This is a genomic window from Altererythrobacter sp. CAU 1778, from assembly GCF_054482795.1.
Window position 1 is genome coordinate 1,076,853 of record NZ_JBTLRP010000001.1, and the last position, 26,265, is coordinate 1,103,117.

Annotated in this window: 23 protein-coding genes; 8 read left to right on the plus strand and 15 right to left on the minus strand. The window is 64.5% G+C overall.

The features are described from left to right. The first annotated feature begins 129 nt into the window (after positions 1–129). The gene (locus ACXYN8_RS05035; RefSeq protein ID WP_458888219.1) at positions 130–1,035 is read left to right on the plus strand and encodes a DMT family transporter; all 906 of its coding nucleotides are present in this window, start codon (positions 130–132) and stop codon (positions 1,033–1,035) included. After that, positions 1,032–1,313: an HNH endonuclease gene (locus ACXYN8_RS05040; RefSeq protein WP_458888220.1), complete on the plus strand. Its 282-nt coding sequence runs from the start codon at positions 1,032–1,034 to the stop codon at positions 1,311–1,313. The genes ACXYN8_RS05035 and ACXYN8_RS05040 overlap by 4 nt, the downstream gene beginning before the upstream one ends. A 54-nt stretch (positions 1,314–1,367) precedes the next feature. Here the strand turns inward: ACXYN8_RS05040 and ACXYN8_RS05045 are convergent, their stop codons facing one another. The 7 genes from ACXYN8_RS05045 to ACXYN8_RS05075 form a co-directional block, all read right to left on the minus strand. Beyond that, entirely contained in the window at positions 1,368–1,625 is a 258-nt protein-coding gene (locus ACXYN8_RS05045; RefSeq protein WP_458888221.1) for an ATP synthase F1 subunit epsilon, read from the minus strand. A gap of 1 nt (position 1,626) precedes the next feature. Beyond that, a complete protein-coding gene (locus ACXYN8_RS05050; RefSeq protein ID WP_458888222.1) occupies positions 1,627–2,172 on the minus strand; it encodes a hypothetical protein in 546 nt (181 codons plus the stop codon). Between the two features lie 70 nt (positions 2,173–2,242). Continuing rightward, positions 2,243–3,715: a F0F1 ATP synthase subunit beta gene (gene atpD / locus ACXYN8_RS05055; protein WP_458888223.1), complete on the minus strand. Its 1,473-nt coding sequence runs from the start codon at positions 3,713–3,715 to the stop codon at positions 2,243–2,245. Positions 3,716–3,736: 21 nt separating this feature from the next. Next, on the minus strand, positions 3,737–4,606 hold the full coding sequence (locus ACXYN8_RS05060) for a F0F1 ATP synthase subunit gamma (RefSeq protein ID WP_458888224.1): 870 nt from the start codon (positions 4,604–4,606) through the stop codon (positions 3,737–3,739). A 30-nt stretch (positions 4,607–4,636) separates the two neighbouring features. Then, positions 4,637–6,166 carry a F0F1 ATP synthase subunit alpha gene (atpA, locus tag ACXYN8_RS05065; RefSeq protein WP_458888225.1) on the minus strand — a complete coding sequence of 510 codons (1,530 nt, stop codon included), beginning with the start codon at positions 6,164–6,166 and terminating at the stop codon, positions 4,637–4,639. A 3-nt stretch (positions 6,167–6,169) separates the two neighbouring features. Then, positions 6,170–6,724, minus strand: a complete 555-nt coding sequence (locus tag ACXYN8_RS05070) for a F0F1 ATP synthase subunit delta (protein ID WP_458888226.1) — start codon at positions 6,722–6,724, stop codon at positions 6,170–6,172. 196 nt (positions 6,725–6,920) lie between these two features. Next, the gene (locus ACXYN8_RS05075) at positions 6,921–8,474 is read right to left on the minus strand and encodes a S1 family peptidase (RefSeq protein ID WP_458888227.1); all 1,554 of its coding nucleotides are present in this window, start codon (positions 8,472–8,474) and stop codon (positions 6,921–6,923) included. Between the two features lie 80 nt (positions 8,475–8,554). On the opposite strand from ACXYN8_RS05075, the gene ada reads away from it, so the two are divergent. Beyond that, positions 8,555–9,592, plus strand: a complete 1,038-nt coding sequence (ada, locus tag ACXYN8_RS05080) for a bifunctional DNA-binding transcriptional regulator/O6-methylguanine-DNA methyltransferase Ada (protein ID WP_458888228.1) — start codon at positions 8,555–8,557, stop codon at positions 9,590–9,592. Between the two features lie 110 nt (positions 9,593–9,702). Continuing rightward, positions 9,703–10,407 (plus strand): CDP-alcohol phosphatidyltransferase family protein, encoded by a 705-nt coding sequence (locus ACXYN8_RS05085; protein ID WP_458888229.1) that lies wholly within the window; start codon positions 9,703–9,705, stop codon positions 10,405–10,407. 5 nt (positions 10,408–10,412) lie between these two features. Here the strand turns inward: ACXYN8_RS05085 and ACXYN8_RS05090 are convergent, their stop codons facing one another. From ACXYN8_RS05090 to ACXYN8_RS05125, 8 genes are all read right to left on the minus strand, one after another. Then, positions 10,413–11,048, minus strand: a complete 636-nt coding sequence (locus tag ACXYN8_RS05090) for a glutathione S-transferase family protein (protein ID WP_458888230.1) — start codon at positions 11,046–11,048, stop codon at positions 10,413–10,415. 16 nt (positions 11,049–11,064) lie between these two features. Further along, on the minus strand, positions 11,065–12,627 hold the full coding sequence (locus ACXYN8_RS05095) for a cryptochrome/photolyase family protein (protein WP_458888911.1): 1,563 nt from the start codon (positions 12,625–12,627) through the stop codon (positions 11,065–11,067). Positions 12,628–12,662: 35 nt separating this feature from the next. Next, on the minus strand, positions 12,663–14,438 hold the full coding sequence (recQ, locus tag ACXYN8_RS05100) for a DNA helicase RecQ (RefSeq protein WP_458888231.1): 1,776 nt from the start codon (positions 14,436–14,438) through the stop codon (positions 12,663–12,665). Positions 14,439–14,469: 31 nt separating this feature from the next. Beyond that, on the minus strand, positions 14,470–15,414 hold the full coding sequence (locus ACXYN8_RS05105; protein ID WP_458888232.1) for a sulfite exporter TauE/SafE family protein: 945 nt from the start codon (positions 15,412–15,414) through the stop codon (positions 14,470–14,472). Then, entirely contained in the window at positions 15,390–18,008 is a 2,619-nt protein-coding gene (metH, locus tag ACXYN8_RS05110) for a methionine synthase (protein WP_458888233.1), read from the minus strand. Before metH ends, ACXYN8_RS05105 begins: the two co-directional genes overlap by 25 nt. Further along, complete coding sequence (locus tag ACXYN8_RS05115) at positions 18,008–19,048, minus strand: homocysteine S-methyltransferase family protein (protein ID WP_458888234.1); 1,041 nt, start codon at positions 19,046–19,048, stop codon at positions 18,008–18,010. The genes metH and ACXYN8_RS05115 overlap by 1 nt, the downstream gene beginning before the upstream one ends. Continuing rightward, a complete protein-coding gene (gene metF / locus ACXYN8_RS05120) occupies positions 19,045–19,977 on the minus strand; it encodes a methylenetetrahydrofolate reductase (protein WP_458888235.1) in 933 nt (310 codons plus the stop codon). The genes ACXYN8_RS05115 and metF overlap by 4 nt, the downstream gene beginning before the upstream one ends. Positions 19,978–20,069: 92 nt before the next feature. Beyond that, positions 20,070–22,235: a primosomal protein N' gene (locus tag ACXYN8_RS05125; protein WP_458888236.1), complete on the minus strand. Its 2,166-nt coding sequence runs from the start codon at positions 22,233–22,235 to the stop codon at positions 20,070–20,072. Between the two features lie 57 nt (positions 22,236–22,292). Here ACXYN8_RS05125 and ACXYN8_RS05130 point away from each other — a divergent pair, with 57 nt between their 5' ends. The 4 genes from ACXYN8_RS05130 to ACXYN8_RS05145 all read left to right on the plus strand — a co-directional run bounded on the left by ACXYN8_RS05130 (position 22,293) and on the right by ACXYN8_RS05145 (position 26,265). Next, positions 22,293–23,030 (plus strand): DUF4197 domain-containing protein, encoded by a 738-nt coding sequence (locus tag ACXYN8_RS05130; RefSeq protein ID WP_458888237.1) that lies wholly within the window; start codon positions 22,293–22,295, stop codon positions 23,028–23,030. A 92-nt stretch (positions 23,031–23,122) separates the two neighbouring features. After that, positions 23,123–23,776 carry a fructose-6-phosphate aldolase gene (fsa, locus tag ACXYN8_RS05135; protein ID WP_458888238.1) on the plus strand — a complete coding sequence of 218 codons (654 nt, stop codon included), beginning with the start codon at positions 23,123–23,125 and terminating at the stop codon, positions 23,774–23,776. A 3-nt stretch (positions 23,777–23,779) separates the two neighbouring features. Then, the gene (gene cobT, locus ACXYN8_RS05140) at positions 23,780–25,606 is read left to right on the plus strand and encodes a cobaltochelatase subunit CobT (RefSeq protein WP_458888239.1); all 1,827 of its coding nucleotides are present in this window, start codon (positions 23,780–23,782) and stop codon (positions 25,604–25,606) included. Then, a complete protein-coding gene (locus tag ACXYN8_RS05145) occupies positions 25,603–26,265 on the plus strand; it encodes a nitroreductase (RefSeq protein ID WP_458888240.1) in 663 nt (220 codons plus the stop codon). The genes cobT and ACXYN8_RS05145 overlap by 4 nt, the downstream gene beginning before the upstream one ends.

A 26,265-nucleotide genomic window follows, 5' to 3' on the forward strand; every position in this document is an offset into this window, starting at 1 on the left:
GGTGCCCCCGATGCCCGACTGCGCGCCCGCCACTTTGCAGATCGCATCTTCCGCGACAAGCCGCGCTTCTGCGTCAGGCGATCTGCGGCCGGAATTGATAATTGGACTTCCGCTCCCTAGAGCGCCGCGATGCAAAGCACATCCGATCATCGGGCAGGCCTGCTCTTCGCACTGGCCGGGTTCGCGCTGCTCTCCACCGGGGATGCGATCATCAAGACGATGTCTGGGGCGTGGCCGCCCGTCGCGGTGGCGGCCCTGCGGTTCGTGATCGGAGCCACGGCTCTCAGCGCGCTGCTCGTGGTTCGGCAAGGGCCGCGGGCCCTGCGACCTGCCAATCCCTGGCTGCAGGCCGGGCGGGGGATCTGCCTCGGGGCGGCATCGCTTCTGTTCTTTTCCGCCATCTTCGTGATGCCATTGGCGGAGACCACCGCGCTGATCTTCGTTGCGCCCATCTTCACCAGCCTGCTGAGCCGTCCGCTGCTGGGCGAAACGGTTCGTCCCGCCGTATGGATTGCGTCGGCCATCGCCATGGTCGGCGTCGCGATCGTGCTGCGGCCCAATCTGGCGGAAGTGGGGTGGTACGCTCTGCTGCCGCTCGCATCGGCGCTGTTCATGAGCCTGGTGATGATTGGCAACCGGGCGAGTGCAGGAACCGGAACGCCGCTGGCGATGCAGGCCTATATCGCGCTCGGCGCGGCGGCCATGCTCCTGCTGGCTGCGCTGATCGCACAGGTTTCCGGGATAGAGGCGCTCGAAGCCGGGATGCCCGCGTGGCACGTCGTCGCGCGCTGCGCGATGGTTGCGGTGACTGCCAGCACAGCACACTGGCTGGTGTATCTCGGCACCACGCGCGCTGGCGCGGCGACCATCGCTCCGATGACGTATATCCAGCTGCTGGTCGCCTCTATCATGGGCTGGTTGCTGTTCGACGAGGTGCCGGACGCGCTGACCTGGCTGGGCGCCGCCATCATCGTGGCAGCGGGCCTCTACCTGTGGCGCGACGGGCGGGAACTGACCTCAAGCCGCAACCGGTGAGCGATGATGGGCCTCTTTCGTGCTGGCTGTGCGGGCGCCCCATCGCCACGCGGCTGCAATGGCATCACCCCGTTCCCAAGTCGAAGAAGGGCAGGGCGACCGTGCCGGTCCACCCCATCTGTCATCGCACGATCCATGCGAACTTCACCAATGCCCAGCTGAAACGCATGGGCGATGACCGTCAGGCGGTTCTGGCGAATGAGGACGTGGCGAAATTCGTGCGCTGGGTGGCGGACAAGCCGCCGGACTTTCACGCCAAGACGCGCAGCGGCAAGTGATACGAAAAGGGCGACCCGCAGGCCGCCCCTCTTGTTTCCGCTTTTTAAGAACCGTCAGGCTTCGACGTGCTCCGCAAGGACGGTCAGGCCCTTGTCTCCAACTTCGGCAAAGCCGCCACGGACCTGGATCTCTTCCGGAGCGGAGCCTTCGGTCCTGTAGACCTGGACTGCACCGTCGCGGATGGTCGACATGAAGGGCGCGTGGCCTTCAAGCACGCCGAAATCGCCTTCCGCACCGGGGACGACCACCATGTGGACCTCCTCGGAGCGGACCTGCTTGGCCGGGGTTACGAGTTCGAAGTGGAGTGCCATGTCAGTAGCCTTCTGGAATTTGGACCTGCGCCGGTATTGGTGAAAGCGTGGCTAGTAACCTGACCTGCGAGTCCGGAATGGGTGTTGCGATAAGATTTATTAGATATGGCTTGTTGTCGTCGTGACGCATGATGAAACGGCGCATCTTCACGTCTGACCCAGGCCGCGTCTGCGCAAACGGCAATTCACGCCATACTGGATGAAGAGCGCTTAGCGCCGCACTTGTTTCGTCAGCGAAGTCCCGTTCCTCTGGCGAAAGGAGTATGACCTTGCAGCCGGGTAATGCTCCTCCAATCGCCAGAACAAAGACACTCTCTTCCGCGACGCGATTTCCCATTACCGCACGATTCAAGATACCGCTGCCTTGCAGACCAAAGCGATCGTGGACTTCTGAGCCTATGCCATACTGGAAATCTTGTGCTTCGATGAGCTCCTGATCCTGCGTTAGAGACGAGGTTGCAAAATCAGCCTCACCCCGAGCCATCGGCAAGCAGCCATCGACGATAGCCTCAGCAAATTGCGAGGCCACGCTATCGCCGCGGTCCACCACCGCCTCCTGCGCTTGAAGCGAGGAAGTCAGAAGAAGGGCACCAAGAGCGAGGCCCCTCAGCACAGCTTTACGCCTCGTCCGCCATCTTCTTGGCCTTGGCGATGGCCTGATCGATGCCGCCGACCATGTAGAAGGCGCTTTCCGGCAGGTGGTCGTATTCGCCTTCGACGACTGCCTTGAACGAGGCGATCGTGTCTTCGATCTGGACGAATTCGCCCGGAATGTTGGTGAAGACTTCGGCGACGTGGAACGGCTGCGACAGGAAGCGCTGGATCTTGCGGGCGCGGGCCACGGTCAGCTTATCTTCTTCCGACAGTTCGTCCATGCCGAGAATGGCGATGATGTCCTGGAGCGACTTGTACTTCTGCAGCGTTTCCTGGACCTTACGTGCGGTCTCGTAGTGCTCCTGACCCACGACGCGCGGCTCGAGAACGCGGCTGGTGGAGTCGAGCGGGTCGACGGCCGGGTAGATGCCGAGTTCCGAAATCGCGCGGCTCAGCGTGGTCGTTGCATCGAGGTGGGCGAACGAGGTTGCAGGCGCCGGGTCGGTAAGGTCGTCGGCGGGGACGTAGATCGCCTGCACCGAGGTGATCGAACCCTTTGTGGTCGAGGTGATGCGTTCCTGCAGGTTACCCATGTCGGTCGACAGGGTCGGCTGGTAGCCCACTGCCGACGGAATACGGCCGAGCAGTGCCGACACTTCCGAACCCGCCTGCGTGAAGCGGAAGATGTTGTCGACGAAGAACAGCACGTCCTGCCCTTCCTGGTCGCGGAAGTATTCGGCCATGGTCAGACCGGACAGAGCGACGCGGGCACGTGCGCCCGGCGGTTCGTTCATCTGGCCGAACACGAGCGCCACCTTGGAGCCTTCGCTGGTGGCGTTGCCGTCAGCGTCCTTGGCGATAACGCCGGCGTCGAGGAACTCGTGATAGAGGTCGTTGCCTTCGCGGGTACGCTCACCAACACCTGCGAAGACGGACACGCCGCCGTGGCCCTTCGCGATGTTGTTGATCAGTTCCTGGATCAGCACGGTCTTGCCGACGCCCGCGCCGCCGAACAGGCCGATCTTGCCGCCCTTGGCGTAGGGCGCGAGAAGATCGATGACCTTGATGCCGGTGACGAGGATGGCAGCTTCGGTCGACTGGTCGATGAATTCCGGAGCCTCGGCGTGGATCGGGGCGGTCTGTTCCGCGCCGATGGGGCCGCGTTCGTCGATCGGCGCGCCGACCACGTTCATGATGCGACCCAGCGTCTTGGGGCCGACCGGGACAGAGATCTGCGCGCCGGTGCTGGTCACGCTCTGTCCGCGGGTCAGGCCGTCGGTGCCGTCCATGGCGATGGTACGGACGGTGTTCTCGCCGAGGTGCTGTGCGACTTCGAGAACCAGCGTGTTCTCGCCGTTCATGGTTTCGAGCGCGGTCAGGATCGACGGCAGTTCGCCTTCGAACTGCACGTCGACGACGGCGCCGATGACCTGGCTGATGGTGCCGGTACCGGAGACGTTGGAGGTGGTCTCGTTGATGACAGGTGCGGTGGCCATGTTCGTTTCCTTCAGCCTTCCTTAGAGCGCTTCCGCGCCAGCAATAATTTCGATGAGTTCGGTGGTGATCGCGGCCTGGCGGCTGCGGTTGTACTGGATCGTCAGCTTCTGGATCAGGTCGCCCGCATTGCGGGTCGCGTTGTCCATCGCCGTCATCGAAGCGCCCTGTTCGGAAGCTTCGCGTTCGAGCAGCGCGCCGAAGATCTGCGTCTTGACGTAGCGCGGCAGCAATTCCTCGAGGATTTCCTCCTCACCTGGCTCGTATTCCACCACGGCGTCGGTGCCGACGGCGTCTTCAGGGGCGGGAACGGGGATCAGCTGCACCGTCGTCGGGTCCTGCGCCAGCGCCGACTTGAAGGTCGGGTAGACGAGGTGCGCGACGTCGAAGGCGCCCTTGTCGAACATCTCGATCAGCTCGGCGGCGATCGCCGCGGCCTCTTCGAAGCCGACGTTCTTCACCGCGCTGGTGTCGAATTCCTGTTCGATCCGGTTGGCATAGTCACGCTTGATCGGCGCGCGGCCTTTCTTGCCGACGAGGTAGAACTGTACGTCCTTGCCTTCCGCCAGAAGCTTGCGGGCCTGCGCCTTGGCTTCCTTGACGATGTTGGCGTTGAGACCGCCGCACAGGCCCTTGTCGGTGTTGACCACGACCAGCAGGTGACGCTGCTTGCTGCCGGTTCCGGCGAGCAGCTTGGGCGCACCATCGCCGCTGACCTTGCCAGCAAGCGATGCCATTACGTCACCGAGACGCAGCGCGTAGGGACGTGCCGCTTCGGCAGCCGCCTGCGCACGGCGCAGCTTTGCGGCCGCGACCATCTGCTTGGCCTTTGTGATCTTCTGGGTCGATTTGACCGAGTTGATCCGGCCCTTGAGTTCTTTCAGCGAGGCCATTTCGGCTCCCTAGTCAGTCTCTCTTCGGGCTCAGGCGAACTGCTTGGCGAAGGCGTCGAGCGCCTTGACCGTGCGGCCCTTGATACCGTCGTCGAACTTCTTGGTTTCACGAATGTCGTTGAGAACATCCGCATGTTCGGCACGCATGAAGCTGAGCATGGCTGCTTCGTATTCGGTCACGCGGTTGGTCGGCACGGCGTCGAGATAGCCGTTGGTGCCCGCGAAGATCGACACGGTCTGCTCTTCGAACGGCATCGGCGAGAACTGCGGCTGCTTGAGCAGCTCCGTCAGGCGCGCACCGCGGTTGAGCAGCTTCTGCGTCGCGGCGTCGAGGTCCGAGCCGAACTGCGCGAAGGCAGCCATTTCGCGATACTGCGCGAGGTCCAGCTTCATCGAACCCGAGACGGTCTTCATCGCCTTGGTCTGGGCGGCACCGCCCACGCGGCTGACCGAGAGGCCGACGTTAATCGCCGGACGGATGCCCTGGTAGAACAGGTCGGTTTCGAGGAAGATCTGGCCGTCGGTGATCGAGATCACGTTGGTCGGAATATAGGCCGACACGTCGCCAGCCTGCGTTTCGATGATCGGCAGGGCGGTCAGCGAACCACCGCCATTGGCGTCCGACATCTTTGCCGCACGCTCCAGCAGGCGGCTGTGGAGATAGAACACGTCACCCGGATAGGCTTCGCGGCCCGGCGGGCGGCGCAGCAGCAGCGACATCTGGCGATAGGCCACGGCCTGCTTGGAAAGGTCGTCGTAGACGATGACGGCGTGCATGCCGTTGTCGCGGAAGAATTCGCCCATCGCGGCGCCCGTGTAGGGGGCGAGATACTGCAGCGGGGCAGGTTCCGACGCGGTGGCGGCGACCACGATGGAGTATTCCATCGCGCCGTTTTCTTCGAGGCTCTTGACGATCTGCGCGACGGTGGAGCGCTTCTGGCCCACGGCGACGTAGATGCAATACAGCTTCTGGCTTTCGTCGTCGCCTGCGTTCGCTTCCTTCTGGTTGATGAAGGTGTCGATAGCGACGGCGGACTTGCCGGTCTGGCGGTCACCGATGATCAGCTCGCGCTGACCGCGGCCGACGGGGACGAGGGCGTCGATGGCCTTGAGGCCCGACTGCACCGGCTCGCTCACAGACTGGCGCGGGATGATGCCGGGGGCCTTCTGTTCCACGCGCATACGCTTGACGTCGGTGATCGGGCCCTTGCCGTCGATCGGATTGCCGAGTGCGTCGACCACACGGCCGAGCAGGCCCTTGCCGACGGGAACGTCCACGATCGTCTCGGTCCGCTTCACGCTGTCGCCTTCGCGGATTTCCGCGTCCGAACCGAAGATCACGACGCCGACGTTGTCGGCTTCGAGGTTCAGCGCCATGCCCTGAACGCCATTGGCGAACTCGACCATCTCACCGGCCTGCACCTTGTCGAGGCCGTGGATGCGGGCGATGCCGTCACCGACCGAGAGAACGGTGCCGACTTCGCTGACTTGCGCTTCGGTGCCGAAATTGGCAATCTGGTCCTTGATGACCTTGGAGATTTCTGCGGCGCGGATTTCCATTGCTTAGCCTTTCATCGCCTGCGCGAGGGAATTCAAACGGGTACGGATCGAGCTGTCGATGCGCTGCGATCCGATGGTGACGACGAGACCGCCGAGCAGGTCGGGGTCCACGCGGGTTTCGAGCGACACGGTGCGGCCCTGGCGGGCAGTCAGCTTGTCCTTGAGCGCGGCAAGCTGTGCGTCGGTGAGCGGATGCGCGCTGGCGATTTCCGCGGTCACTTCGCCGCGCTGCGCGGCAGCGATCTGGCGAAAGGCGCGGATGATGTCGGTCAGCTTGCCGAGACGGCGATTGGCCGCCAGCGTGCCGAGGAACTTCTGCGTCAGCGGCGAAACGCCGAGATGCTGTGCCACCCCGGCGATCGCGCTGCCGGCCTGGCCGCGGCTGATCTGCGGGTTGCTAGCGAGATCGCGCAGTTCGGGCGATTGCACGAGCGCTGCGTCGAGCTTGTCGAGATCCGATTCGACCGCGCTGACGGTGCCCGCTTCGGACGCGAGATCGAACAGGGCAGATGCGTAACGCCCTGCCAGGCTTGCCTGAATACCGGCGGAATTCTCCACGCGAACGGGTCCTCTTCGGGTCCGGAAGGATACGATGTCGATGTCATGCGAAAAGGGGCGAAAATCTCGCCCCCGGCATGGCTGGCGCGCCCCTATCACCGGCAGTCCGGCGATGCAAGTCGCCGGGGTCGCGACAAACGCAGGAGTTTGTGGCTATTTGCGCTCAGCCAGTTGCACGGTAGGCAACCGCTCCGCGTCAGCCGTCGTTCGCGGGCGTGCAGCGATAGACCAGCCGCTCGTTCGGCTGCGGCGGCAACTGGGCCAGGACGGCGGCCTGGTCCTGCCCCAGCTTGAGCGCCGAGCTGTCCCCGCCGCCGCAATTGGGTGCGCGGTATTTCCCGCGTTCTGTCCGCGCGGCGGTTATGCGTTGGCGGGAAAGCAGATAGCGCTCGATGCGGTATTCGGAGCGGTTCGGGTCGTAGCTGTTCACCGACACCACCTGCTCGTCATTCGGAACGAAGACACGCGACCAGCGATTGTCCGCAAGACCGTATTGGGTACGGTTGTTGACGCAGCCATCGGCTTTCCAATCCAATGGCAGGTCGTCGATATCGGCGCTGGTGATGCGGCTGCGATCCTGCTGGATCGTGCAGACGAGTTTGCCGACGCCAGCATTGCCCGGACCCTGATTGACCTGCGCCGCCTCTCCGCGAGCGTCAGCCACGATTTGCTGTGCACGGGCGTCGATACTGTCGAGGGGAGGGCGCGAAAACCACGCCACCGCAGCAATGATAAGGCCCGCACCGGCAATCGTGCCCGCGACCATCATCTGCCGCTCGTCCCCCGCTTTGCGCCCCATCCAGGCTGCGCCACTCGCTGCCAGACCGCCGATCAGGCACAGCAGCGCGAGCGCCATGCCGTTCTCGCGTTCCGAGATGATTTGCAGCAGGGCAGTGCGCTCCGCCGTTTCTCTCGCTTCGTTGAGCCGGACCTGTTCCGCCGCCTGCTCCTGCCGCGCCAGCATTTCCTGCCGGGTGGCTTCCGCCCGTTCGTTCGCGTCGAGTTCGGCAAGGCTGCGGCAGGGCTGGCCGATCACGCGCGGGGCTATGCCGCTTTCGCGCAGGAACGGCAGCAGTTCGCGATTCGAGATGGCGAAGAAGAACTCCGCGTCGCCGCCCGATGTATCGGTGCCGAAACTGTTGACCCCGACGACCCTCCCGCAGCTGTCGAGCAGCGGCCCGCCGGAATTGCCGCGCGCGATGGGCGCTGTGTGGAGGATCGTATCGAATTCGCGGCTGGGCCGCTGGCCGGACAGGAAGCCACGCGCCTTGACCGGCGGTTGCGGACGGAAGATGTCGCCCATCTCCAGCCCCTGCGCCATATCGACGCTCATCGGATAACCGACCGCGGACACCTCCGCATTGTCGCCGGACGGCGTTCCGGCGATCGTGAGTGGGGGAAGGCCCGGATTGGGGCTGAGCTTGACGAGGGCCAGGTCGTTGCGCGGGGAAAAGGCCACGATGGCGCCGAATACCGGATCGCCGCCCTCTGGCGGAATGACCGCGAGGCGCAGGTTCGGATCGTTGCGGACTTCCTCCACCACGTGCGCGTTGGTGACGATACTGTCGCGCGAGACGGCGAAGCCGGAGCCGTGGCTGATCGGATAGCGCGTACCATCCTCCTCTGCCAGAACGACAACGCGTACCACCCCGCGCGCCGCCGCAGACACGTCCGCCGGATCGGCCGCGAGGCTCGCCGGAGCAAGCAGGGCAAAACAGGCGAGAAACAAGGTGAGCAGCCGGCGTATCATTGGCCGGTCTTTGCCGCGCCGAATGTTTGACCGCAAGATGCGGGATGCGAACCGGCGTCTGCACGCGTAGAAAGAGGGTCATGGCACAAGCACACGACATCGACGACGATACGGCATGGGCGGCCGTGATGAGACGCGACCGCGCGTTCGACGGTCGCTTCGTCACTGGCGTGCTCTCCACCGGTATCTACTGCCGCCCGAGCTGCGCCGCGCGGCATCCGGCGCGGGCAAACGTGCGTTTTTTTGCCGACGGTGCGGGCGCGCGCGCCGCGGGGCTGCGCGCCTGCAAACGCTGCCTGCCCGATGATGTCGCGCGCGATGAGAAGGCCGTGGCGGCGGCTATTGCGGCGATCAAGCAAGGCGAGGGCATCCCGACGCTCGAATGGCTGGCGGGCGTCACCGGCTATTCGCCAACCCATTTCCAGCGCGTTTTCAAGCGGGCGACCTCGCTGTCGCCAGCCGCCTACGCTCGCGCCCTTCGGGACAGCCGTGCCAGAATCGCCCTGGGTGGCGAAAGCCGCGTGACCGATGCCATCTACGCGGCGGGTTTCGAAAGCCCGTCGCGCTTTTACGACAGCATGGAAGGAAGACTGGGCATGAGCGCGAGCGACTGGAGCAGGGGCGGCGCGGGCCGCACGATCCATTGGGCAGCGGTAGACACCACCCTTGGCGCCATGTTGGTCGCAGCAACCGACAAGGGCGTGTGTTGCCTCAGCTTCGACGAGGGCGAGGAGGATTTGCGCGCGCGATTTCCCAAGGCCGAACTGGTGGAGGGCGGGGCAGAGTTCCAGACGCTGCTGGCCGACGTCGTGCGCGCGGTCGAGGATCCCGCGACGGCGGCCAGCATTCCGCTGGATGTGAAGGGGACCGCGTTTCAGCAGCGCGTCTGGCAGGCCCTTCGCGAGATTCCGGCAGGTGAGACGCGCAGCTACGGCGAACTCGCCGCCGCGCTGGGCAACCCCAAGGCCAGCCGCGCGGTCGGCGGCGCGAACGGGGCGAACAATATCGCCGTTCTGATCCCGTGCCACCGGGTGGTGCAGGGCGACGGTTCGCTGGGCGGGTACGCCTATGGTACCGATATAAAACGCGAATTGTTGAGGCGCGAAGGTGTAAGCTGACGTGCCTCCGGCCCACGATCGCGTGCGGAGGTAATGGTCGCCAAGCGCGCCTGTGTCCTGTAAGTGACAGCTCCCGAAGCGGCCGCACCGACCGCAGACGAGAGGTGTCAGTGTCCGATAAATCCGCCACTCTTCAGCCCATCGACCGGATCCAGGAAAATCTGCTGGCCCGCGTCGAGCGGCGCTTGCTTACGGCGATTTGCGCGCGTTTTCCGGGATGGGTCACGCCCGACCTGCTGACCGGTATCGGTATGGTCGGCGCCCTTGGCGTATTTCTCGGTTACCTTGGCAGCAACCTGGACGAGGACTGGTTGTGGCTCGCCATTGCCGGGTACGTTATCCAGTGGTTCGGCGACAGCACCGATGGCAGCCTTGCGCGCTTCCGCAAGATAGAGCGACCGCGCTACGGCTATTTCCTCGACCATAGCTGCGATGGGCTGGCGACCACGATGGTCGTGGTTGGTATCGGCCTCAGTCCCTATGTCACGCTCGAAATCGCGCTTGTGGCACTGGCTGGATATCTGCTCCTGTCGATCCACGCCTTCCTGTCGGTGCGGGTGCTTGGCGAACTGAAGCTCTCCTATCTCAATGCCGGTCCGACGGAACTCCGCTTCATGCTGATCGCCCTGACGCTGGCGATGATGTATTTCGGCAGCGGACCTGGAATGTTCGGCGCAATTTCAGGCTTCGATATATTCGTAGGCGCGATCGGTGCGATCCTGATCACACTGTTCGTAATCCAGACCTTCGTCACGGCGAGGCGGCTCGCCGTTCAAGAGCCTGCCCGAAACGGAGAATGGCGAGAACGCAACTGAGGGAATCAGTCGAGCTTGGGTGGCATCCCCGGTTCGGCGTTTTCCATGGCGCGCTGGTAGGCGGGACGCTCCCCGATGCGTTTCAGATAAGCCTGCAAATTGGGCATCCCCGCGATCGACTGTCCGCTCATCGCGCGGCTGGTCGTCAGCTGGAACCCCATCATGATGTCGGCCGTGGTCAGCTGCGCGCCGCCGAAATAGTCCGCTTCTCCCAGCCGGTTCTCTATGATGGCCCATGCCCGTTGCATTCGCCCGGCGACGAATTCGGGCAGCGGGCCTTGCACCATGCGCGAGGCCACCAGCGCCATCATGCCATTGGTCATGAAGGTCGCGTTGGCCCAGTGGTAGTAGAACAGGTGGTCCGCGAAGTCCGGGTGATCGGCGGCAGGGACCAGCTTGGTATCCGGCGCGTGTCTGGCGATGATCCAGTCGATGATCGCGCCGCTTTCACCCAGAACCAGATCGCCATCGGTGATGACCGGCGCGATACCCATGGGGTGCAGCGCCTTGTATTCGTCGGGCGCGAGATTGTTGTCGGTGCGGCGGGTGTAGAGTTTCAGATCGTAATCGATCCCAAGTTCCTCGCACAGCCACACGATGCGCTCCGACTGCGACAGGCGCAGGTGGTGGACGGTCAGCATTCTGTTTTCCTCCCCATTAATCCTCGTTGCGGGCCCAGCCGCTATCCGCTGGCTTCAGGCTATCGAGAAAGGCGTCGGCGCTGTCGAGGTAGTCGCGCTGCTTGTCCGCGCCCATCCGGTCCCAGTTGGCGTAGATGCGGCCGATGCGGTGGTTGCTTTCCAGCCGGTCGCGATGGCGGTGCATGAAGTGCCAGTACATCGGGTTGAACGGGCAAGCCCCTTCGCCGGTTTTCTTCGAGACCGAGTAGCTGCATTCCTTGCAGTAGTCGGACATCTTGTTGATGTAGTTGCCGCTCGCCGCGTAGGGCTTGGTCGCCAGCCGCCCGCCGTCGGCGTAGAGGATCATGGCGCTGACATTGGGCAACTCGACCCATTCGTAGGCATCGGCATAAACGACCAGATACCAGTCCTGCACCTCGCGCGGATTGATCCCGGCGAGCAGGCAGAAATTGCCTAGAACCATCAGCCGCTGGATATGATGGGCATGGGCGTTGTCACGGGTGGAACGGATGCAGGCTGCAAGACACCGCATCCGGGTTTCGCCGGTCCAGAAGAACTCCGGCAGAGCGCGCTGGGCGTTGAGCGCATTGCGGCTTTCGAGTTCGGGCATGGTGTACCAGTAGAAACCGCGGATATACTCGCGCCAGCCGATGATCTGGCGAATGAACCCTTCCACGCTGTTGAGCGGGGCGTCGCCGTCTGCATAGGCCTTTGCCGCGCGCCGGCAGAGCTCCAGCGGGTCGAGAAGGCCGAGATTGACGCTGGTCGAAAGCATGGAGTGGTAGAGGTCGTCTTCCCCGTGGACCATAGCGTCCTGATAGGGGCCGAAATTGGAAATGCGTTCCGCGAAGAAGGCGTCGGCAGCCTCTTCGGCCTCGTCGCGGGTGACGGGCCATTCGAAGCTGTCGAGGCTACCGAAATGGTCGCCAAAACATTCCTCGACCAGGTCGATGCATTCCTGCGTGATGTCGTCGGGCACGAATTTCGCGCGCTCGGGTGCGTCCATGTCGGACTTGGGTGGCTGGCGGTTTTCCTTGTCGTAATTCCATTCCCCGCCAACGGGTTTGCCGTCATCCATCAGCAAGCCGGTCTTGCGGCGCATCTCGCGGTAGAAATGCTCCATCGTCAGGTGCTGGCGATCCTCGGCCCAGTCGCGGAATTCGGCATGGGAGCAGAGGAAGCGGTCGTCGGGCAGGATGGCGACCTCGCAGCCGAACTTGTCCGGCCATTCCTCGATTGCCTGCTGGACACGCCATTCGCCCGCTTCGACGATGTGGATGGCGCGCGGATCGTGCCGCTCTACGGCGCGGGCGACTTCCCCGGTGAAGCTGCCCGCGTTGTCGCCGTCGGTCAGCTTCGTGTATTCGACCGACCAACCCGCATCTTCAAGCTCGGCGGCGAAGTGGCGCATGGCGGAGAAAATCAGCGCGATCTTCTGCTTGTGATGCTTTACGTAGGTGGCTTCCTCGACCACCTCCATCATCAGCACGATGGTGTCGTCCTTGGTGCGGCCGCGCAGGCTCGCGAGATTGCGGCTCAGCTGGTCGCCGAGGATGGGAACGAGGATCGGTTGCGGCATGAGCGCTGAACGCACGGGCCTGCGCTTGGTGCCGGTCAGTTCTGGCGCACTGTCTTGAGGAACGCTTCGCCGTAGGCTTCCAGCTTGCGCGCACCGATCCCGCTGATCGCCCCCATCTCTGCCAGGGAGGCAGGGCGGGCAGCAGCGATGTCGCGCAAGGTGGCGTCGTGGAAGATGACGTAGGGCGGCACGCCGTTCTCCTCCGCCAGGTCGCGCCGCAACGCGCGCAGCGCATCGAACAGGGGATCGCCCACGGGATTGAGTTGCGCGCTCGTTCCGCGTCCGCGCCGACCGCGCTCGCGCCTTGGGGGCAGGACCATCATCACTGCCGCCTCGCCGGTCAGGATCGCGCGGGCGTCTCCGGCGAGTTCCAGTCCGCCATGGTCGGTCTGGCCGAGAGCGCCGCGCGCCAGCAGCGCACGGCTGAGCGGCTTGAGCAATGCGGCTTCCTCGCCCTCGACGATACCGAACACGGTCAGGCGGTCGTGGCCGCGTTGGGTTACCCGCTCGTCGGCGCGGCCCAAAAGGACCTTCTCGATATGACCGAAGCCGAAGGATTGGCCGGTTCGATAGACGGCTGACAGCAGCTTGCGCGCGGTTTCTGTCGCATCGACGACCTTGGGCGGCGACAGGCAATTGTCGCAATTGCCGCAACTGGCAGGGGGATCCTCACCGAAATGTCGCAGCAGCACGGCGCGCCGGCATCCGGCAGTCTCGACCAGCGCAGCGAGCGAGTCGAGCCGCGCGCGCTCCGACGGCTGGCGATGCGGTTCCAGTTCGCTCACCCGCATCCGGGCGCGGGCGAAATCTTCGGCTCCCCACAGCATGAGTGCGGAGGACGGGTCGCCGTCGCGACCTGCGCGCCCGGTTTCCTGGTAGTAGGACTCGATCGATTTCGGCAAACCCGCATGAGCGACGAAGCGCACGTCGGGCTTGTCGATGCCCATGCCGAAAGCGACGGTGGCAACCATTACCATGTCCTCGCTTGCGACGAATGCGGCCTGGTTCCCGGCCCGCACCGCCGGGTCCAGCCCGGCGTGGTAGGGCCGCACCTCGCGGTCCGGCGAGTTGAGAGTTTCGGCCAATTGCTCCACCTTGGCGCGGGTAGGGGCGTAAACGATGCCGGGGCCGGGGTTCTCCTTCAGGACGTTGCGCAGCTGGCCGACCAGCGAATCGCGCGGGCGGATTGCGTAGGAGATGTTGGGCCGGTCGAAGCCGGCAACGATCAGCCCGCTCTCAGGTATGCCCAGCTGGGCGAGAATGTCCTCGCGCGTGTGGCGGTCCGCCGTTGCCGTCAGTGCAAGTCGCGGGACGTCTGCGAAGTGATCCAGCAACGGGCGCAGCAGGCGGTAGTCGGGGCGAAAGTCATGGCCCCATTCGGACACGCAATGCGCCTCGTCGATGGCGAACAAGGCGACGTTTCCGGCCTCCAGCAAGGCGCGGAAATGCGGCTGGCTGGCTCGCTCGGGCGCGACGTAGAGCAGGTCCAGTTCGCCCGCGCGGAAACGCTCCACCGTCTGGGCGCGGTCGTCGTCCGCGCTGGTGAGCGTGGCGGCGCGTATTCCGTTGGCCGTGGCAGAACGCAGCTGGTCATGCATCAGCGCGATCAGCGGGCTGACCACGACGCAGGTTCCTTCGAGCATGATTGCGGGCAGCTGGTAACACAGCGACTTGCCTGCGCCGGTCGGCATTACGGCAAGAGTGGAGCAACCCTCCAGCACCCGCGTGACAACCTCCTGCTGGCGTCCGCGGAAATCCGCGAAGCCGAAGGTTGCATGCAGGGTTTCGAGTGCTTGTGCGAGCGCGACCATCGGGGCCCTATGGCACCGCTTCCCGCGCGTGTCAGCGCCGCATCAGGATGATCAGGTAGATCGCCGAGAAAACTATCCATCCGCCGTCCAGCGTCTTCAACCGGCGTGCGCCCAGCCATAGCGCGATGGGCCGCGCGAGGAACCCGCCGAGCATCGCGCCCGGTCCGGCGAGGACGACGACTTCCCACGGCATGGTGCCCGCATTCACGTGCCACACGCTGCCCGCAGCAACGCTGACCGCAGAGATCACGCAGGCCGCACCCGTGCATAGCAACACCGGATAATGCCGTATGAAAAGATACAGCGCGACAAGCTCTCCGATACCGACGGAAAACAGTGCGGTGATGAAGCCGCCCGGTATGGCCAGCAGCATCAGCACGGCAATGTCGCCGCGCGCCAGCTCGGTTCGCTCGGGACGATGGCGGTTGACGGTCCAAGTGGTGGCAATCAGCGCAATGCCGAGCAGGATGGAGAAGGCCTTGTATCCCAGCAGGACCGATTGCGGTTCGAACGGGGCCAGTCGCTGCGTCGCCAGCATCGCCGGGAGCGATAGCGCCAGCACGGCGCCGACAACCAATGCGAAACTGCGCACGGCCACCGGCGCCTCGATCGAACCGGGTGCGGGGAGGGGCTGATGAAGCAGGCGATCGGTCCAGCGCACCGAACCCATCGTCATTCCGAAGCACTGGATGCCCATCGACGCGGCCACCACTTGCAGCGGATCGAGCGCCATGATCCCGTGCTCTCGCAAGGCGTTGAATACCGGCACGAACACCACACCGCCCCCCGTTCCGGAGGTGTTGGCGATGGTTGCACCTAGCGTTCCGATAGGCGGGAGGAACCACAGGCGCGAAACCAGCCCTGTATCGATCGGCGCGAGCAGCCAGATTGCAGCATAGACCAGGCACAGCATCCCCGCCCCGAACCATACGAGCCGGTTGCGCGGCACGGTCAGTCCAGATTGGGGCGCAGCCACCGCTCAGCCTGCTCAACGCTCACCCCACGTCGTGCGGCGTAATCTTCCAGCTGATCGCGGCCAATGCGCGCCACGCCGAAGTACTCCGCCTCCGGGTGACCGAAGTAGAAACCGCTTACCGCCGAAGTCGGCAGCATGGCGAAATTCTCGGTCAGGGTGATGCCGATCGCCGCCTCGGCATCGAGCAGGTCGAACAGGATGGGCTTGAGGCTGTGATCGGGGCAGGCAGGGTAGCCCGGAGCGGGGCGAATGCCGCGATACTCTTCCTTGATCAGCGCGTCATTGGTCAGCTGCTCGCCCGGAGCATAGCCCCACAGGTCGGTGCGGACGTGCAGATGCAGACGCTCGGCAAGGGCTTCCGCGAAACGATCGGCCAGTGCCTTCAGCAGAATGTCCGAATAATCGTCCTTGTCGGCCAGGAAACGCTCCGAATGGGGTTCGATCCCGTGGATGCCGACGGCAAAGCCGCCCAGCCAGTCGCCAGCCGGATCGATGAAGTCGGCCAGACACATATTGGCGCGGTCGCGGCTCTTCTTCACCTGCTGGCGCAGGAAGGGCAGAGTGACGTGTCCGGTGTCGAGGTGCAACGTCACGTCGTCGCCATCCCGCGCGCAGGGCCAGAAGCCCGCGACGCCTTTCGCCGTCAGCCATTTTTCGCCGATGATCTGGTCGAGCATGGCATTCGCATCGTCGAACAGCTGGCTCGCCGTCTCGCCCACCACTTCGTCCGTCAGGATCGCGGGGTAGTTGCCGTGCAGTTCCCAGGCACGGAAGAAAGGCGTCCAGTCAATATATTCGCGAAGGTCGGTCAGGTCCCAGTCTTCGAAGGTATGGACGCCGGGCTTCAGCGGCGGAGCGGGCTTGTCCGACAGGAAGGCGTCGTAGAAGTTCGCCCGCGCTTCCTCGATGCTGAGGAGGACGTTGCGCGACTTACCTTCGCGCACATCGCGCATCGTCTGGTATTCGGCTGCCGTCTCATTGACGAAGGGCACGCACTGCGTGTCGGACAGCAGGCGGCTCGCCACGCCGACAGCGCGGCTGGCGTCGAGAACGTGGATGACAGGCCCGTCATAGGCCGGGTCGATCCGCAGCGCGGTGTGCAACTTGCTGGTGGTCGCGCCGCCGATCAGCAGCGGCAGGTTCATGCCCGCGGTCTGCATTTCTTCCGCCACGGTCACCATTTCGTCGAGTGAAGGGGTGATGAGGCCGGACAGCCCGATGATGTGTGCCTTCTCCTCGCGCGCGGTTTCGAGGATCTTGCTCCACGGGACCATCACGCCGAGGTCGATCACGTCGTAACCGTTGCACTGCAATACGACGCCGACGATGTTCTTGCCGATGTCGTGGACGTCGCCCTTGACCGTCGCCATGACGATCCGGCCCTTGGACTGGTCGGCGAGGCCGCTGGCTTCCTTCTCCGCCTCGATGAACGGGATAAGATGCGCCACCGCCTTTTTCATCACGCGCGCCGACTTGACCACCTGCGGCAGGAACATCTTGCCGCTGCCGAACAGGTCGCCAACAACGTTCATGCCGTCCATCAGCGGGCCTTCGATCACCTCGATCGGGCGTCCGCCAGTGCTGGCTACGAGTTCGCGCGCCTCTTCCGTATCGGCGACGACATAGGCGTCGATTCCCTTGACCAGCGCGTGTTCGAGCCGCTTGACGACGTCCCAGCCGCGCCATTCTTCGGCCTCGCGTTCCGCCTTGGCATCCTTGCCTCGATAGCTTTCGGCAAGCGCGATCAGCCGCTCGGTCGCATCGGGGCGGCGGGCGAGGATCACATCCTCGCAGGCTTCGCGCAAGGTCGGGTCGATCTGGTCGTAGACGTCGAGCTGCCCGGCATTGACGATCGCCATGTCGAGGCCCGCCGGAATGGCGTGGTAAAGAAAGACCGAGTGCATCGCGCGGCGCACGGTCTCGTTGCCGCGGAAGCTGAAGGACAGGTTGGAAAGCCCGCCGCTGGTCAGCGCATGGGGGCAGGCGGCCTTGATCTCGCTCACCGCCTCGATGAAGTCGAGTGCATAGCGGTCATGCTCTTCCATCCCCGTCGCGACGGCGAAGATATTGGGATCGAAGATGATGTCTTCCGCCGGGAAGCCGATGCCGGTCAGCAGATTGTAGGCACGGGTGCAGATGTCGACCTTGCGCGCTTTCGTGTCGGCCTGCCCGGTTTCGTCGAAGGCCATCACGACCACGGCGGCGCCATAGTCCATGCATTTGCGCGCGTGATCGAGGAACTGCTCCTCGCCTTCCTTCATGCTGATCGAATTGACGATCGGCTTGCCGGAAACGCATTTGAGACCGGCTTCGATCACGTCCCACTTGGAACTGTCGACCATCACCGGAACGCGCGCAATGTCCGGCTCCGCAGCGATTAGCTTAAGGAACGTCGTCATGGCCTCGACCGCGTCGAGCAGGCCTTCGTCCATGTTGACGTCGATCACCTGCGCGCCGTTTTCGACCTGTTCGCGCGCGACCTCGACTGCGGTGGGGTAATCACCCGCGAGGATGAGCTTCTTGAACCGGGCAGAGCCGGTCACATTGGTGCGTTCGCCGATATTGACGAAGCGGGCTGTGCTGAGATCGGGCATCAGGCGGCAATGATGAAGGGTTCGAGGCCAGCGAGGCGGGTCTGGGCTTCGCGCGAAGGGATCGCGCGCGGCGTTACCCCTTTTACGGATCTGGCGATCGCGGCAATATGCGCCGGCGTCGACCCGCAGCACCCGCCAAGGATATTGGCGCGCCCGTTTTCCGCCCATTGCTTGACAAGGGAGGCAGTGGTGTCCGGCAACTCGTCGTATTCGCCGAGTTCATTGGGCAGTCCGGCATTGGGATAGGCCATGATCAGCGTGTCCGCGATGTCGGAGAGTAACTGAACGTGCGGGCGAAGCTGGTCCGCGCCGAAGCTGCAATTGAGCCCGATCGTGGCTGGTTTCGCGTGGCGCACCGTGTGCCAGAACGCCTCCACCGTGTGACCGGAAAGATTGCGGCCCGACAGATCGGTGAGAGTAAGCGAGATCATCAGCGGAACTTCTCGGCCAAGCTCCCGCTCCAGCTGCTTCACAGCCATGATCGCGGCCTTGCAGTTCAGCGTGTCGAACACCGTTTCGATCAGGATAAAGTCGGCGCCGCCTTCGACCAGCGCGGCGCATTGTTCGCGATAGACGGCGACGATGTCGTCGAACGTCACTTCTCGGAAGCCGGGGTCGTCGACATCGGGCGAAAGCGAGAGCGTCTTGTTGGTCGGCCCGACCGCGCCCGCGACAAAGCGCTGCACGCCATCGGTTCGCGCATCGATCGCCTCACGAATGATGCGGGCGGCAGACACGTTGATCTCGTGCACCAGGTGTTCGGCGCCATAATCGGCCTGGCTGATGCGGTTGGCGTTGAAGGTGTTGGTGGCGAGGATGTGCGCGCCAGCGTCGATATATTCGTCGCAGATTTCGCGAATGACCTGCGGCTGGGTCAGATTGACGAGGTCGTTATTGCCCTTCTGATCCATCGTCAGCCCGGTATCGCCGCGGAACTGCTCCTCGCTCAGCTTGCGGGCCTGCACCTGCGTGCCGTACGGCCCGTCCTTGATCAGAACCGCTTTGGCGGCAGCGGCGCGAAGTGTGTCGGCAGCGCTCACGTGACCGCTCCTTCCACCGGGCGACGGCCAAGCAGATGGCAGATCGCGTAGCTCAATTCGGCGCGATTGAGCGTGTAGAAATGGAAGTTGCGAACCCCGCCGGCGTAAAGGCGGCGGCAAAGTTCCGCAGCGATGGTCGCGCTAACCAGCTGGCGGGCTTCGGGGCGTTCGTCGAGACCTTCGAACACGCCTTCCATCCAGGCCGGGATCGCCGTTCCGCAGAGACCGGCCATACGCTGGACGGCAGCGAAGCTCATCACGGGCATGATACCCGGCGTGATTTCCGCATCGATGCCTGCCGCCGCCGCATTGTCGCGGAAGCGGAAGAAGCAGTCGGGTTCGAAGAAGAACTGGGTGATCGCGCGCGTGGCCCCGGCGTCGAACTTGCGCTTCAGATTGTCGATATCAGCCTGTGCGTCCGGCGAGTCCGGGTGGACTTCCGGGTAGGCAGCGACCGAAATCTCGAAATCGGCGATCTTCTTCAGCCCTTCGATCAACTCCGCCGCGTTCGCGTATCCACCGGGATGGGGCGCGTAGGTGCCGCTGCCGTCGGGCGCGTCGCCGCGCAGAGCGACGATATGGCGGATGCCGCTTTCCCAGTAATGCCGCGCAACCGAATCGATCTCCTCGCGCGTCGCCTGCACGCAGGTTAGGTGCGCGGCGGCCGGGAAGTTGGTTTCGCGATTGATCCGCACGACGAGATCATGCGTGCGTTCGCGGGTCGAGCCGCCCGCCCCGTAGGTCACGGAGACAAAGCGCGGCTGCATCGGTGCCAGCGTTTCGACGCTGTTCCACAGCGTTTCTGCCATCTTTTCCGTCTTGGGCGGAAAGAATTCAAAACTGACGCCGAGATCGCCGGGCAGGCCGGCGAACAGCGGGTCGTCATGCGCGGTACGCGCTTCGTGACGGGGATCGAGGGGAGCGGTCATAATCGGATGGGCGCATAGCAAATGCACGCCCGCTGCCAAGCCATAAGGTCCCCGTCGGGGCAAAGCTTGTCTTTGGCTTCGGGTCGAAAGGCTTAAACGAAGCTGTAGGGGTCGATATCGATTGCCACGCGCACCCCGGCGGGGAAGCGGTGGGCGTAGACCCATTGGCGGATCGCGTCCTGCAGGCCCGCACTGCGCTTCGCATTGACGAGCAGGCGGTAGCGATACCGGCCGCGGAGCAGCGAAAGCGGGGCAGGGGCCGGACCGTAGACGGCCATGTCCTCCAAGTCCGGCCGCGTTGCGCCCAGTTGCCGCGCTGCGTCGCGCGCCTCGTCATCTTCCTCGCTGGACACGATGATCGCCGCCCAGCGCCCGAAGGGCGGCGCACCGGCAAAGCGGCGGGCGTCCGTCTCGGCATCGTAGAATGCGTCGCGGTCGCCAGCCGCGAGCGCGGCGATGACTGGCGCATCGGGGTGACGGGTCTGGATGAGGACTTCCCCCGGCTTGGCTCCGCGGCCCGCGCGGCCTGCCACCTGGGCGATCTGCTGGTAGGTGCGCTCCGCAGCGCGCAGATCTCCGCCTTCGAGGCCGAGGTCGGCATCGACGACGCCGACCAGCGTGAGTTCCGGAAAATGGAACCCCTTGGTGACGAGCTGCGTGCCGACGATCACGTCCACGGCGCCTGCTTCCGCCTGCGCCACGAATTCGGCCGCGCGCTCCGGCGTGCCGAGCGTATCGGACGTGGCGATGGCGAGCCGGGCGTCCGGGAAAAGCTCCGCGACTTCATCCGCAATCCGCTCCACACCCGGCCCGCAGGCGACGAGGCAATCCGGCTCGCCGCACTCGGGGCAGGCTTCGGGCGTGGGCGTTTCGTGCCCGCAATGATGGCAGGCAAGGCGGCGGGAGAAACGGTGCTCGACCAGCCATGCGCTGCAATTGGGGCACTGGAACCGGAAGCCGCAATTGCGGCACAGGGTCAGCGGGGCGTAGCCGCGACGGTTCAGGAACAGCAGCGACTGTTCGCCACGGTCGATCCGCTCCTCGATCGCAGCGAGAAGTGGCGGGGAGAGCCAGTGCTGGCGCGCCGGAGCTTCCGTGCGAAGGTCGACGATCTGGATATCCGGCATCTGCGCCCCACCGAAGCGGCTGGGCAACTCGAGCCGCTCGTAGATGCCGCTGGCCGCCATTTGCAGGCTTTCAAGCGCGGGCGTGGCGCTGGCGAGGACGATGGGAAAACGCTCGAAATGCGCGCGCATTACCGCCACGTCGCGGGCGTTGTATCGCACACCGTCGTCCTGCTTGAAGCTCACCTCGTGCGCTTCGTCCACCACGACAAGGCCGAGGTTGGCGTAGGGCAGGAACAGCGCCGAGCGGGCACCGACGACCACCTGCGCCTCGCCGCTCGCAATGGCGCGCCACGCCCGTCGACGCTCGGTCGACTTGAGCGAACTGTGCCAAGTGACCGGCGGCGCGCCGAAGCGGTCGGCAAAGCGGCGCAGGAACGCCTCGGTCAGTGCGATTTCGGGCAGCAGGACCAGCACCTGCCGGTCTGCCTCCAGCGCAGCGGCGATGGCTTCGAAATAGACCTCCGTCTTGCCCGAGCCGGTCACGCCGTCGAGCAGGAATGGCTGGAATTCGCGGGCCTCCACGGCCTCGACCAGCCGTTCGGCGACCTCTTGCTGATGCGGGTTCAGTTCGACGGCGGCGTGGCCGGCATTGGCGCGGGGATAGGGGCGGTCGCAATCGACCTCGACCGGTTCCAGCACCCCCTGATTGACCAGCCCGCGCAAAACGCCTTCCGAGACGCCGGCCAGCCCGGCCAGCTCACGAATGGTCGCCTGTTCGCCTTCCAGCGCTTCCATCGCGAGCAGACGCTGCGGGGTCATGCGCTCAGGCATTCCGCCGGTCAGCCGGTATTCGGTCATCGTGGCCGGGCCGCGCATCGCGCCGCCGCTTGCCAGAACCATGCGCGCGACAGCGGAAAGCGGCGCGCAGTAATAGTCCGCCGTCCATTCGATCAGCCGCCGCAGTTCCGCGCGCAGGGGCGGCACCGGCAACACTTCTGCCAACGGGCGAAGCTTGCTGTCGGGAACCGGATCGGTCGGCAGGCGCTCTTTCTCCCAGACAATCCCCACGATCTGGCGGGGCCCGAGCGGAGCGACCACGACATGGCCCGGACCGACCGTCATCCCGTCAGGAATGCGGTAGTCGAGCGGGCCGAGTGCGGCATTGAATACGAGAAGTCGTGCGCGGTTCATCAGGCGGTTCCTATAGTGGGGCGAACACGCCTTCAGGGCAAGAACAGGAGACTGGGCATGACCGACAACTTTGCGCCCGCGACGCTTTCGCACGATATTTCCTCGCAAGTCGAACGGCCGACATCTCGCCGTGCCTTCATGGCCGGTGCCGGTGCGCTTGGTGGCCTGCTGGTCCTGCCTGGCTGCACCAGCGGCCTGGGCGGTTTCAGCTTTACCGATGCGATCCGCAGGATGCTGCTGCTTTCGAGCGAGCGTGCCTTTGCCCGGCTGACTAGCGACGGTGGTTACTGGGACGACGCGGTTGCCAATATCGGCCTCTCCAGCCTGCTGGGAACGCGCGGCAACGTGCTTTCCAACATCCTCACCTCCGCGCTGTTCAAGTCGCGGCTTGAGGATGCCTTCGTCGACATCGCGGAGGAAGGCGCTTACCGCGCCGCGCCGATCGTCGCGGACACGGTTCGCACCATCGGGTTCGCAAATGCCGTCGCACTTGTGCGCGGCGGTCCCACCGCTGCAACCGAATTCCTTCGCGGCAACATGGGCGAGACGCTGATTTCCGCGATGGTGCCGGAAATCGGCCAGGCCATGCGACTGGCGCAGGACCCGCTGGTCGGGCAGCTTATCTCCGGCCTCGTCGGGATCGATCTTGCCGGCGTTTCGCGGAACTTCTCTGCCAATATCGACAATGCGATCTGGCGCGAGATGGGTATCGAGGAAGCCGCCATTCGCGCCAATCCCCGCGAAACCCGCGATCCGCTGCTCATCGGCGTGTTCGGAGCGGCGGGCGCGCTGTGAGCCGGGCAAGCCTTTGCCCACAAGCCTAGCGATGGCGGCGGTGCGCCGCTAAGGCGGTGGGGAATCGCAACCCTACCGGAGACGGCACGCACATGAAATTCTTCGCGGACACCGCCGAAATCGACGAGATCAAGGATCTGGCCGCCACCGGCCTGCTCGATGGCGTCACGACCAATCCCAGCCTGATCGCCAAATCGGGGCGGGACTTCATGGAAGTGACCAGGGAAATCTGCGCGCTGGTCGACGGGCCGGTGAGCGCCGAAGTCGTCGCACTCGATCACGAGACGATGATGAAAGAGGCCGAGGTTCTTCGGAAGCTCGCCGACAATGTATGCATCAAGGTGCCGCTGACCATCGACGGGCTGAAGACCTGCAAGGCGCTGACCAGCGACGGCACGATGGTCAATGTGACGCTCTGCTTCTCCGCCAATCAGGCGCTTCTGGCAGCGAAGGCGGGCGCGACTTTCGTCTCGCCCTTCGTCGGTCGGCACGACGACAACGGTTTCGACGGGATGGAACTTATCAGTGATATCCGGCTGATTTACGATAACTATCTCTACGAAACCGAAATCCTCGTCGCCAGCGTTCGCCACGTCACGCACGTGCTGGAAAGCGCGAAGATCGGGGCCGACGTGATGACGGCGCCGCCCAAGGTCATCAAGTCGCTGTTCAATCACGTACTGACAGACAAGGGGATCGAAGGCTTCCTCGCCGACTGGGCGAAGACGGGGCAGTCGATCGTCTGACCCTTGGCCGAAGAAACGCTTCTCGACCGGTTCAAATCCGCGCTGACCGGCGCCAGCCGCGCCGTGGCGGAGGAGGCCGAACTGGAACTCGGCTGGAGCCAGGATGCGCCGAGCCAAGCCGGCAAGGCCATGCGCGTGCCGATGCCGGGGCGCTCGCTGCCGGCAGCGCAGGCGGCTGAGGCGCGCGGCTTCGCCGACAGCTTCTCGTTGCGGATGAAGCACCACAACGAAGCGGTCCATTCCGCCTCGCGGCCCTCGGAGCCGCTTGCCCGCGCAGCCTATGACGCGGTCGAACAGGTCCGATACGAGGCCGTCGGAGCCAATTCTTTCAGCGGGATAAAGCGCAATCTTGCCGCTTCGCTGGAGGTCAGCGTCGCGAGCAATCCGATCGCGCGCGCGCAGGCGATGGAAGACGTACCGCTCGCCACTGCCCTGTCGTTGATGCTGCGCGAATCGCTGACCGGGCAGCCGATACCGGAACGTGCCCGCGCGGGCGTGGATATGGTCCGTGAATTCGTCGAATCGCGCGTCGGCGACGATTTCGAGCGGCTAGCGGATTCGCTCGACGACCAGCGCGCGTTCCAGAACCTGTCGCTCGATATGCTGCGGCATCTCGAACTCACCGACGAACCCGCCGACGACGGTGGTGACGGCGACGACAATGATGACGACAGCGAAGGCGAGCAGGAAGAGGACGAGGGCGACGAGGAGGATCAGGACGGCGGCGACGATCAGCAGACCGACGTCGCAGGCGAATCGGTCGAAGGCGATGCGGAGGGCGAGACCGAACAGCAACCTTCCGACGAAGACCTCTCCGACGCCGAGGCGGGCGACGAGGGTGAGGAGGGCATGCAGCCGGTGCGCCCCAATCGCCCATGGACGGACCTGCCAGAGAGCTTCGACTACACCGTCTTCACGACAGAGTTTGACGAGGTCGTCGAAGCGACGGAACTGTGCGACGAGGAAGAGCTCGGTCGCCTGCGCGCCTATCTCGACAGCCAGCTGACCGGCTTGCAAGGCGTGGTCACGCGCTTGGCCAACCGGCTGCAGCGCAAGCTGATGGCGCAGCAGAACCGCAGCTGGGACTTCGATCAGGAAGAAGGCTTGCTCGACGCCGCGCGGCTGGCGCGTGTCGTGATCAGCCCCGGCCACTCGCTCAGCTACAAGGTCGAGCAGGACATCGAGTTCAAGGACACGATCGTTACCCTGCTGATCGACAATTCCGGCTCCATGCGGGGGCGCCCCATTTCCATCGCCGCGATCAGCGCGGATATTCTCGCGCGCACGCTGGAGCGGTGCGGGGTGAAGACGGAGGTGCTGGGCTTCACTACGCGCGCCTGGAAGGGCGGGCAGAGCCGCGAGGCATGGCTGCAACGCAACAAGCCTGCGCAGCCGGGACGCCTCAACGATCTGCGCCACATCGTCTACAAGAAGGCGGACGAGCCTTGGCGGCGGGCGAAGAAAAACCTCGGCCTGATGATGCGCGAAGGGCTGCTGAAGGAAAATATCGACGGCGAAGCGCTGCTCTGGGCGCACGACCGCCTGCTCGCGCGCAGCGAGGATCGCCGCATACTGATGGTCATCTCCGACGGCGCGCCGGTCGACGACAGCACGCTGAGCGTCAACAGCGCAGGCTATCTCGAAACGCATCTTCGCAAGGTGATCGACTGGATTGAAACCCGCTCGCCCGTGCAACTGGCCGCCATCGGCATCGGCCACGACGTGACACGCTATTACAAGCGCTCGGTCACGATCATGGACGTCGAGCAGCTGGGTGGCACGATTATCGAGCAGCTCGCGGATTTGTTCGAGGTGGAGGGTCGAACGTGAACGTCACCGAAGCCGTCACCTCCCGCCGGTCCGTGCGGGCGTTCAGTGACCGTCCGGTCGAATTCGACACCATCCGCAAGGTCCTCGACACGGCGCGCTGGACGCCTTCGGGATGTAACTACCAGCCGTGGGAGGCGACCATCTTGACCGGCGAGCCGTTGGCCGCCTTGCGCGAGAAACTCGCCACTGCCGAGATGAAGCAGCCGGATTACGACTGGGATGAGCCGGGCAAGCGTCCCGAATACAAGTCACGGCTGGTCGATGTGTCGATGGCGATGTTCGAAGCGCTGGGCATCACGCGCGAAGACAAGGCAGGCCGGGCCTCCATCATCACCGCCAACCGCGAGAGCTTCGGCGCACCGGCGCTGCTGCTGTGCTATTTCCCGCGCTTCATGAAAGAGGCGCAGTGGTCCGACACCGGCATGTGGCTGCAGACGATCATGCTGCTGCTGCGCGAGGCAGGGCTGGATAGCTGCCCGCAGGAATACATGGCCTATTTCGCCGATCCGATCATGGAGCACATCGGGGTCAGCCAGGAAACGCACCGGTTTTTCTGCGGTTTGGCCATCGGCTACCGCGATGAAAGCGACCCGGTGAACGATTTTGAGCGCAGCCGTGTCCCGCTGGAGGAGCACGTCCGCTTTCTCGGTTTCGATTGA

Coding starts and splice junctions, on each gene's coding strand:
- ACXYN8_RS05060 (WP_458888224.1), bottom strand. CDS start 4,606: ATGGCCTCGCTGAAAGAACTCAAGGGCCGGATCAACTCGGTCAAATCG.
- ACXYN8_RS05090 (WP_458888230.1), bottom strand. CDS start 11,048: ATGCTGACCGTCCACCACCTGCGCCTGTCGCAGTCGGAGCGCATCGTG.
- ada (WP_458888228.1), top strand. CDS start 8,555: ATGGCACAAGCACACGACATCGACGACGATACGGCATGGGCGGCCGTG.
- ACXYN8_RS05045 (WP_458888221.1), bottom strand. CDS start 1,625: ATGGCACTCCACTTCGAACTCGTAACCCCGGCCAAGCAGGTCCGCTCC.
- ACXYN8_RS05130 (WP_458888237.1), top strand. CDS start 22,293: ATGACCGACAACTTTGCGCCCGCGACGCTTTCGCACGATATTTCCTCG.
- fsa (WP_458888238.1), top strand. CDS start 23,123: ATGAAATTCTTCGCGGACACCGCCGAAATCGACGAGATCAAGGATCTG.
- metH (WP_458888233.1), bottom strand. CDS start 18,008: ATGCCCGATCTCAGCACAGCCCGCTTCGTCAATATCGGCGAACGCACC.
- ACXYN8_RS05125 (WP_458888236.1), bottom strand. CDS start 22,235: ATGAACCGCGCACGACTTCTCGTATTCAATGCCGCACTCGGCCCGCTC.
- atpA (WP_458888225.1), bottom strand. CDS start 6,166: ATGGAAATCCGCGCCGCAGAAATCTCCAAGGTCATCAAGGACCAGATT.
- recQ (WP_458888231.1), bottom strand. CDS start 14,438: ATGGTCGCGCTCGCACAAGCACTCGAAACCCTGCATGCAACCTTCGGC.
- ACXYN8_RS05035 (WP_458888219.1), top strand. CDS start 130: ATGCAAAGCACATCCGATCATCGGGCAGGCCTGCTCTTCGCACTGGCC.
- atpD (WP_458888223.1), bottom strand. CDS start 3,715: ATGGCCACCGCACCTGTCATCAACGAGACCACCTCCAACGTCTCCGGT.
- ACXYN8_RS05095 (WP_458888911.1), bottom strand. CDS start 12,627: ATGCCGCAACCGATCCTCGTTCCCATCCTCGGCGACCAGCTGAGCCGC.
- ACXYN8_RS05075 (WP_458888227.1), bottom strand. CDS start 8,474: ATGATACGCCGGCTGCTCACCTTGTTTCTCGCCTGTTTTGCCCTGCTT.
- metF (WP_458888235.1), bottom strand. CDS start 19,977: ATGACCGCTCCCCTCGATCCCCGTCACGAAGCGCGTACCGCGCATGAC.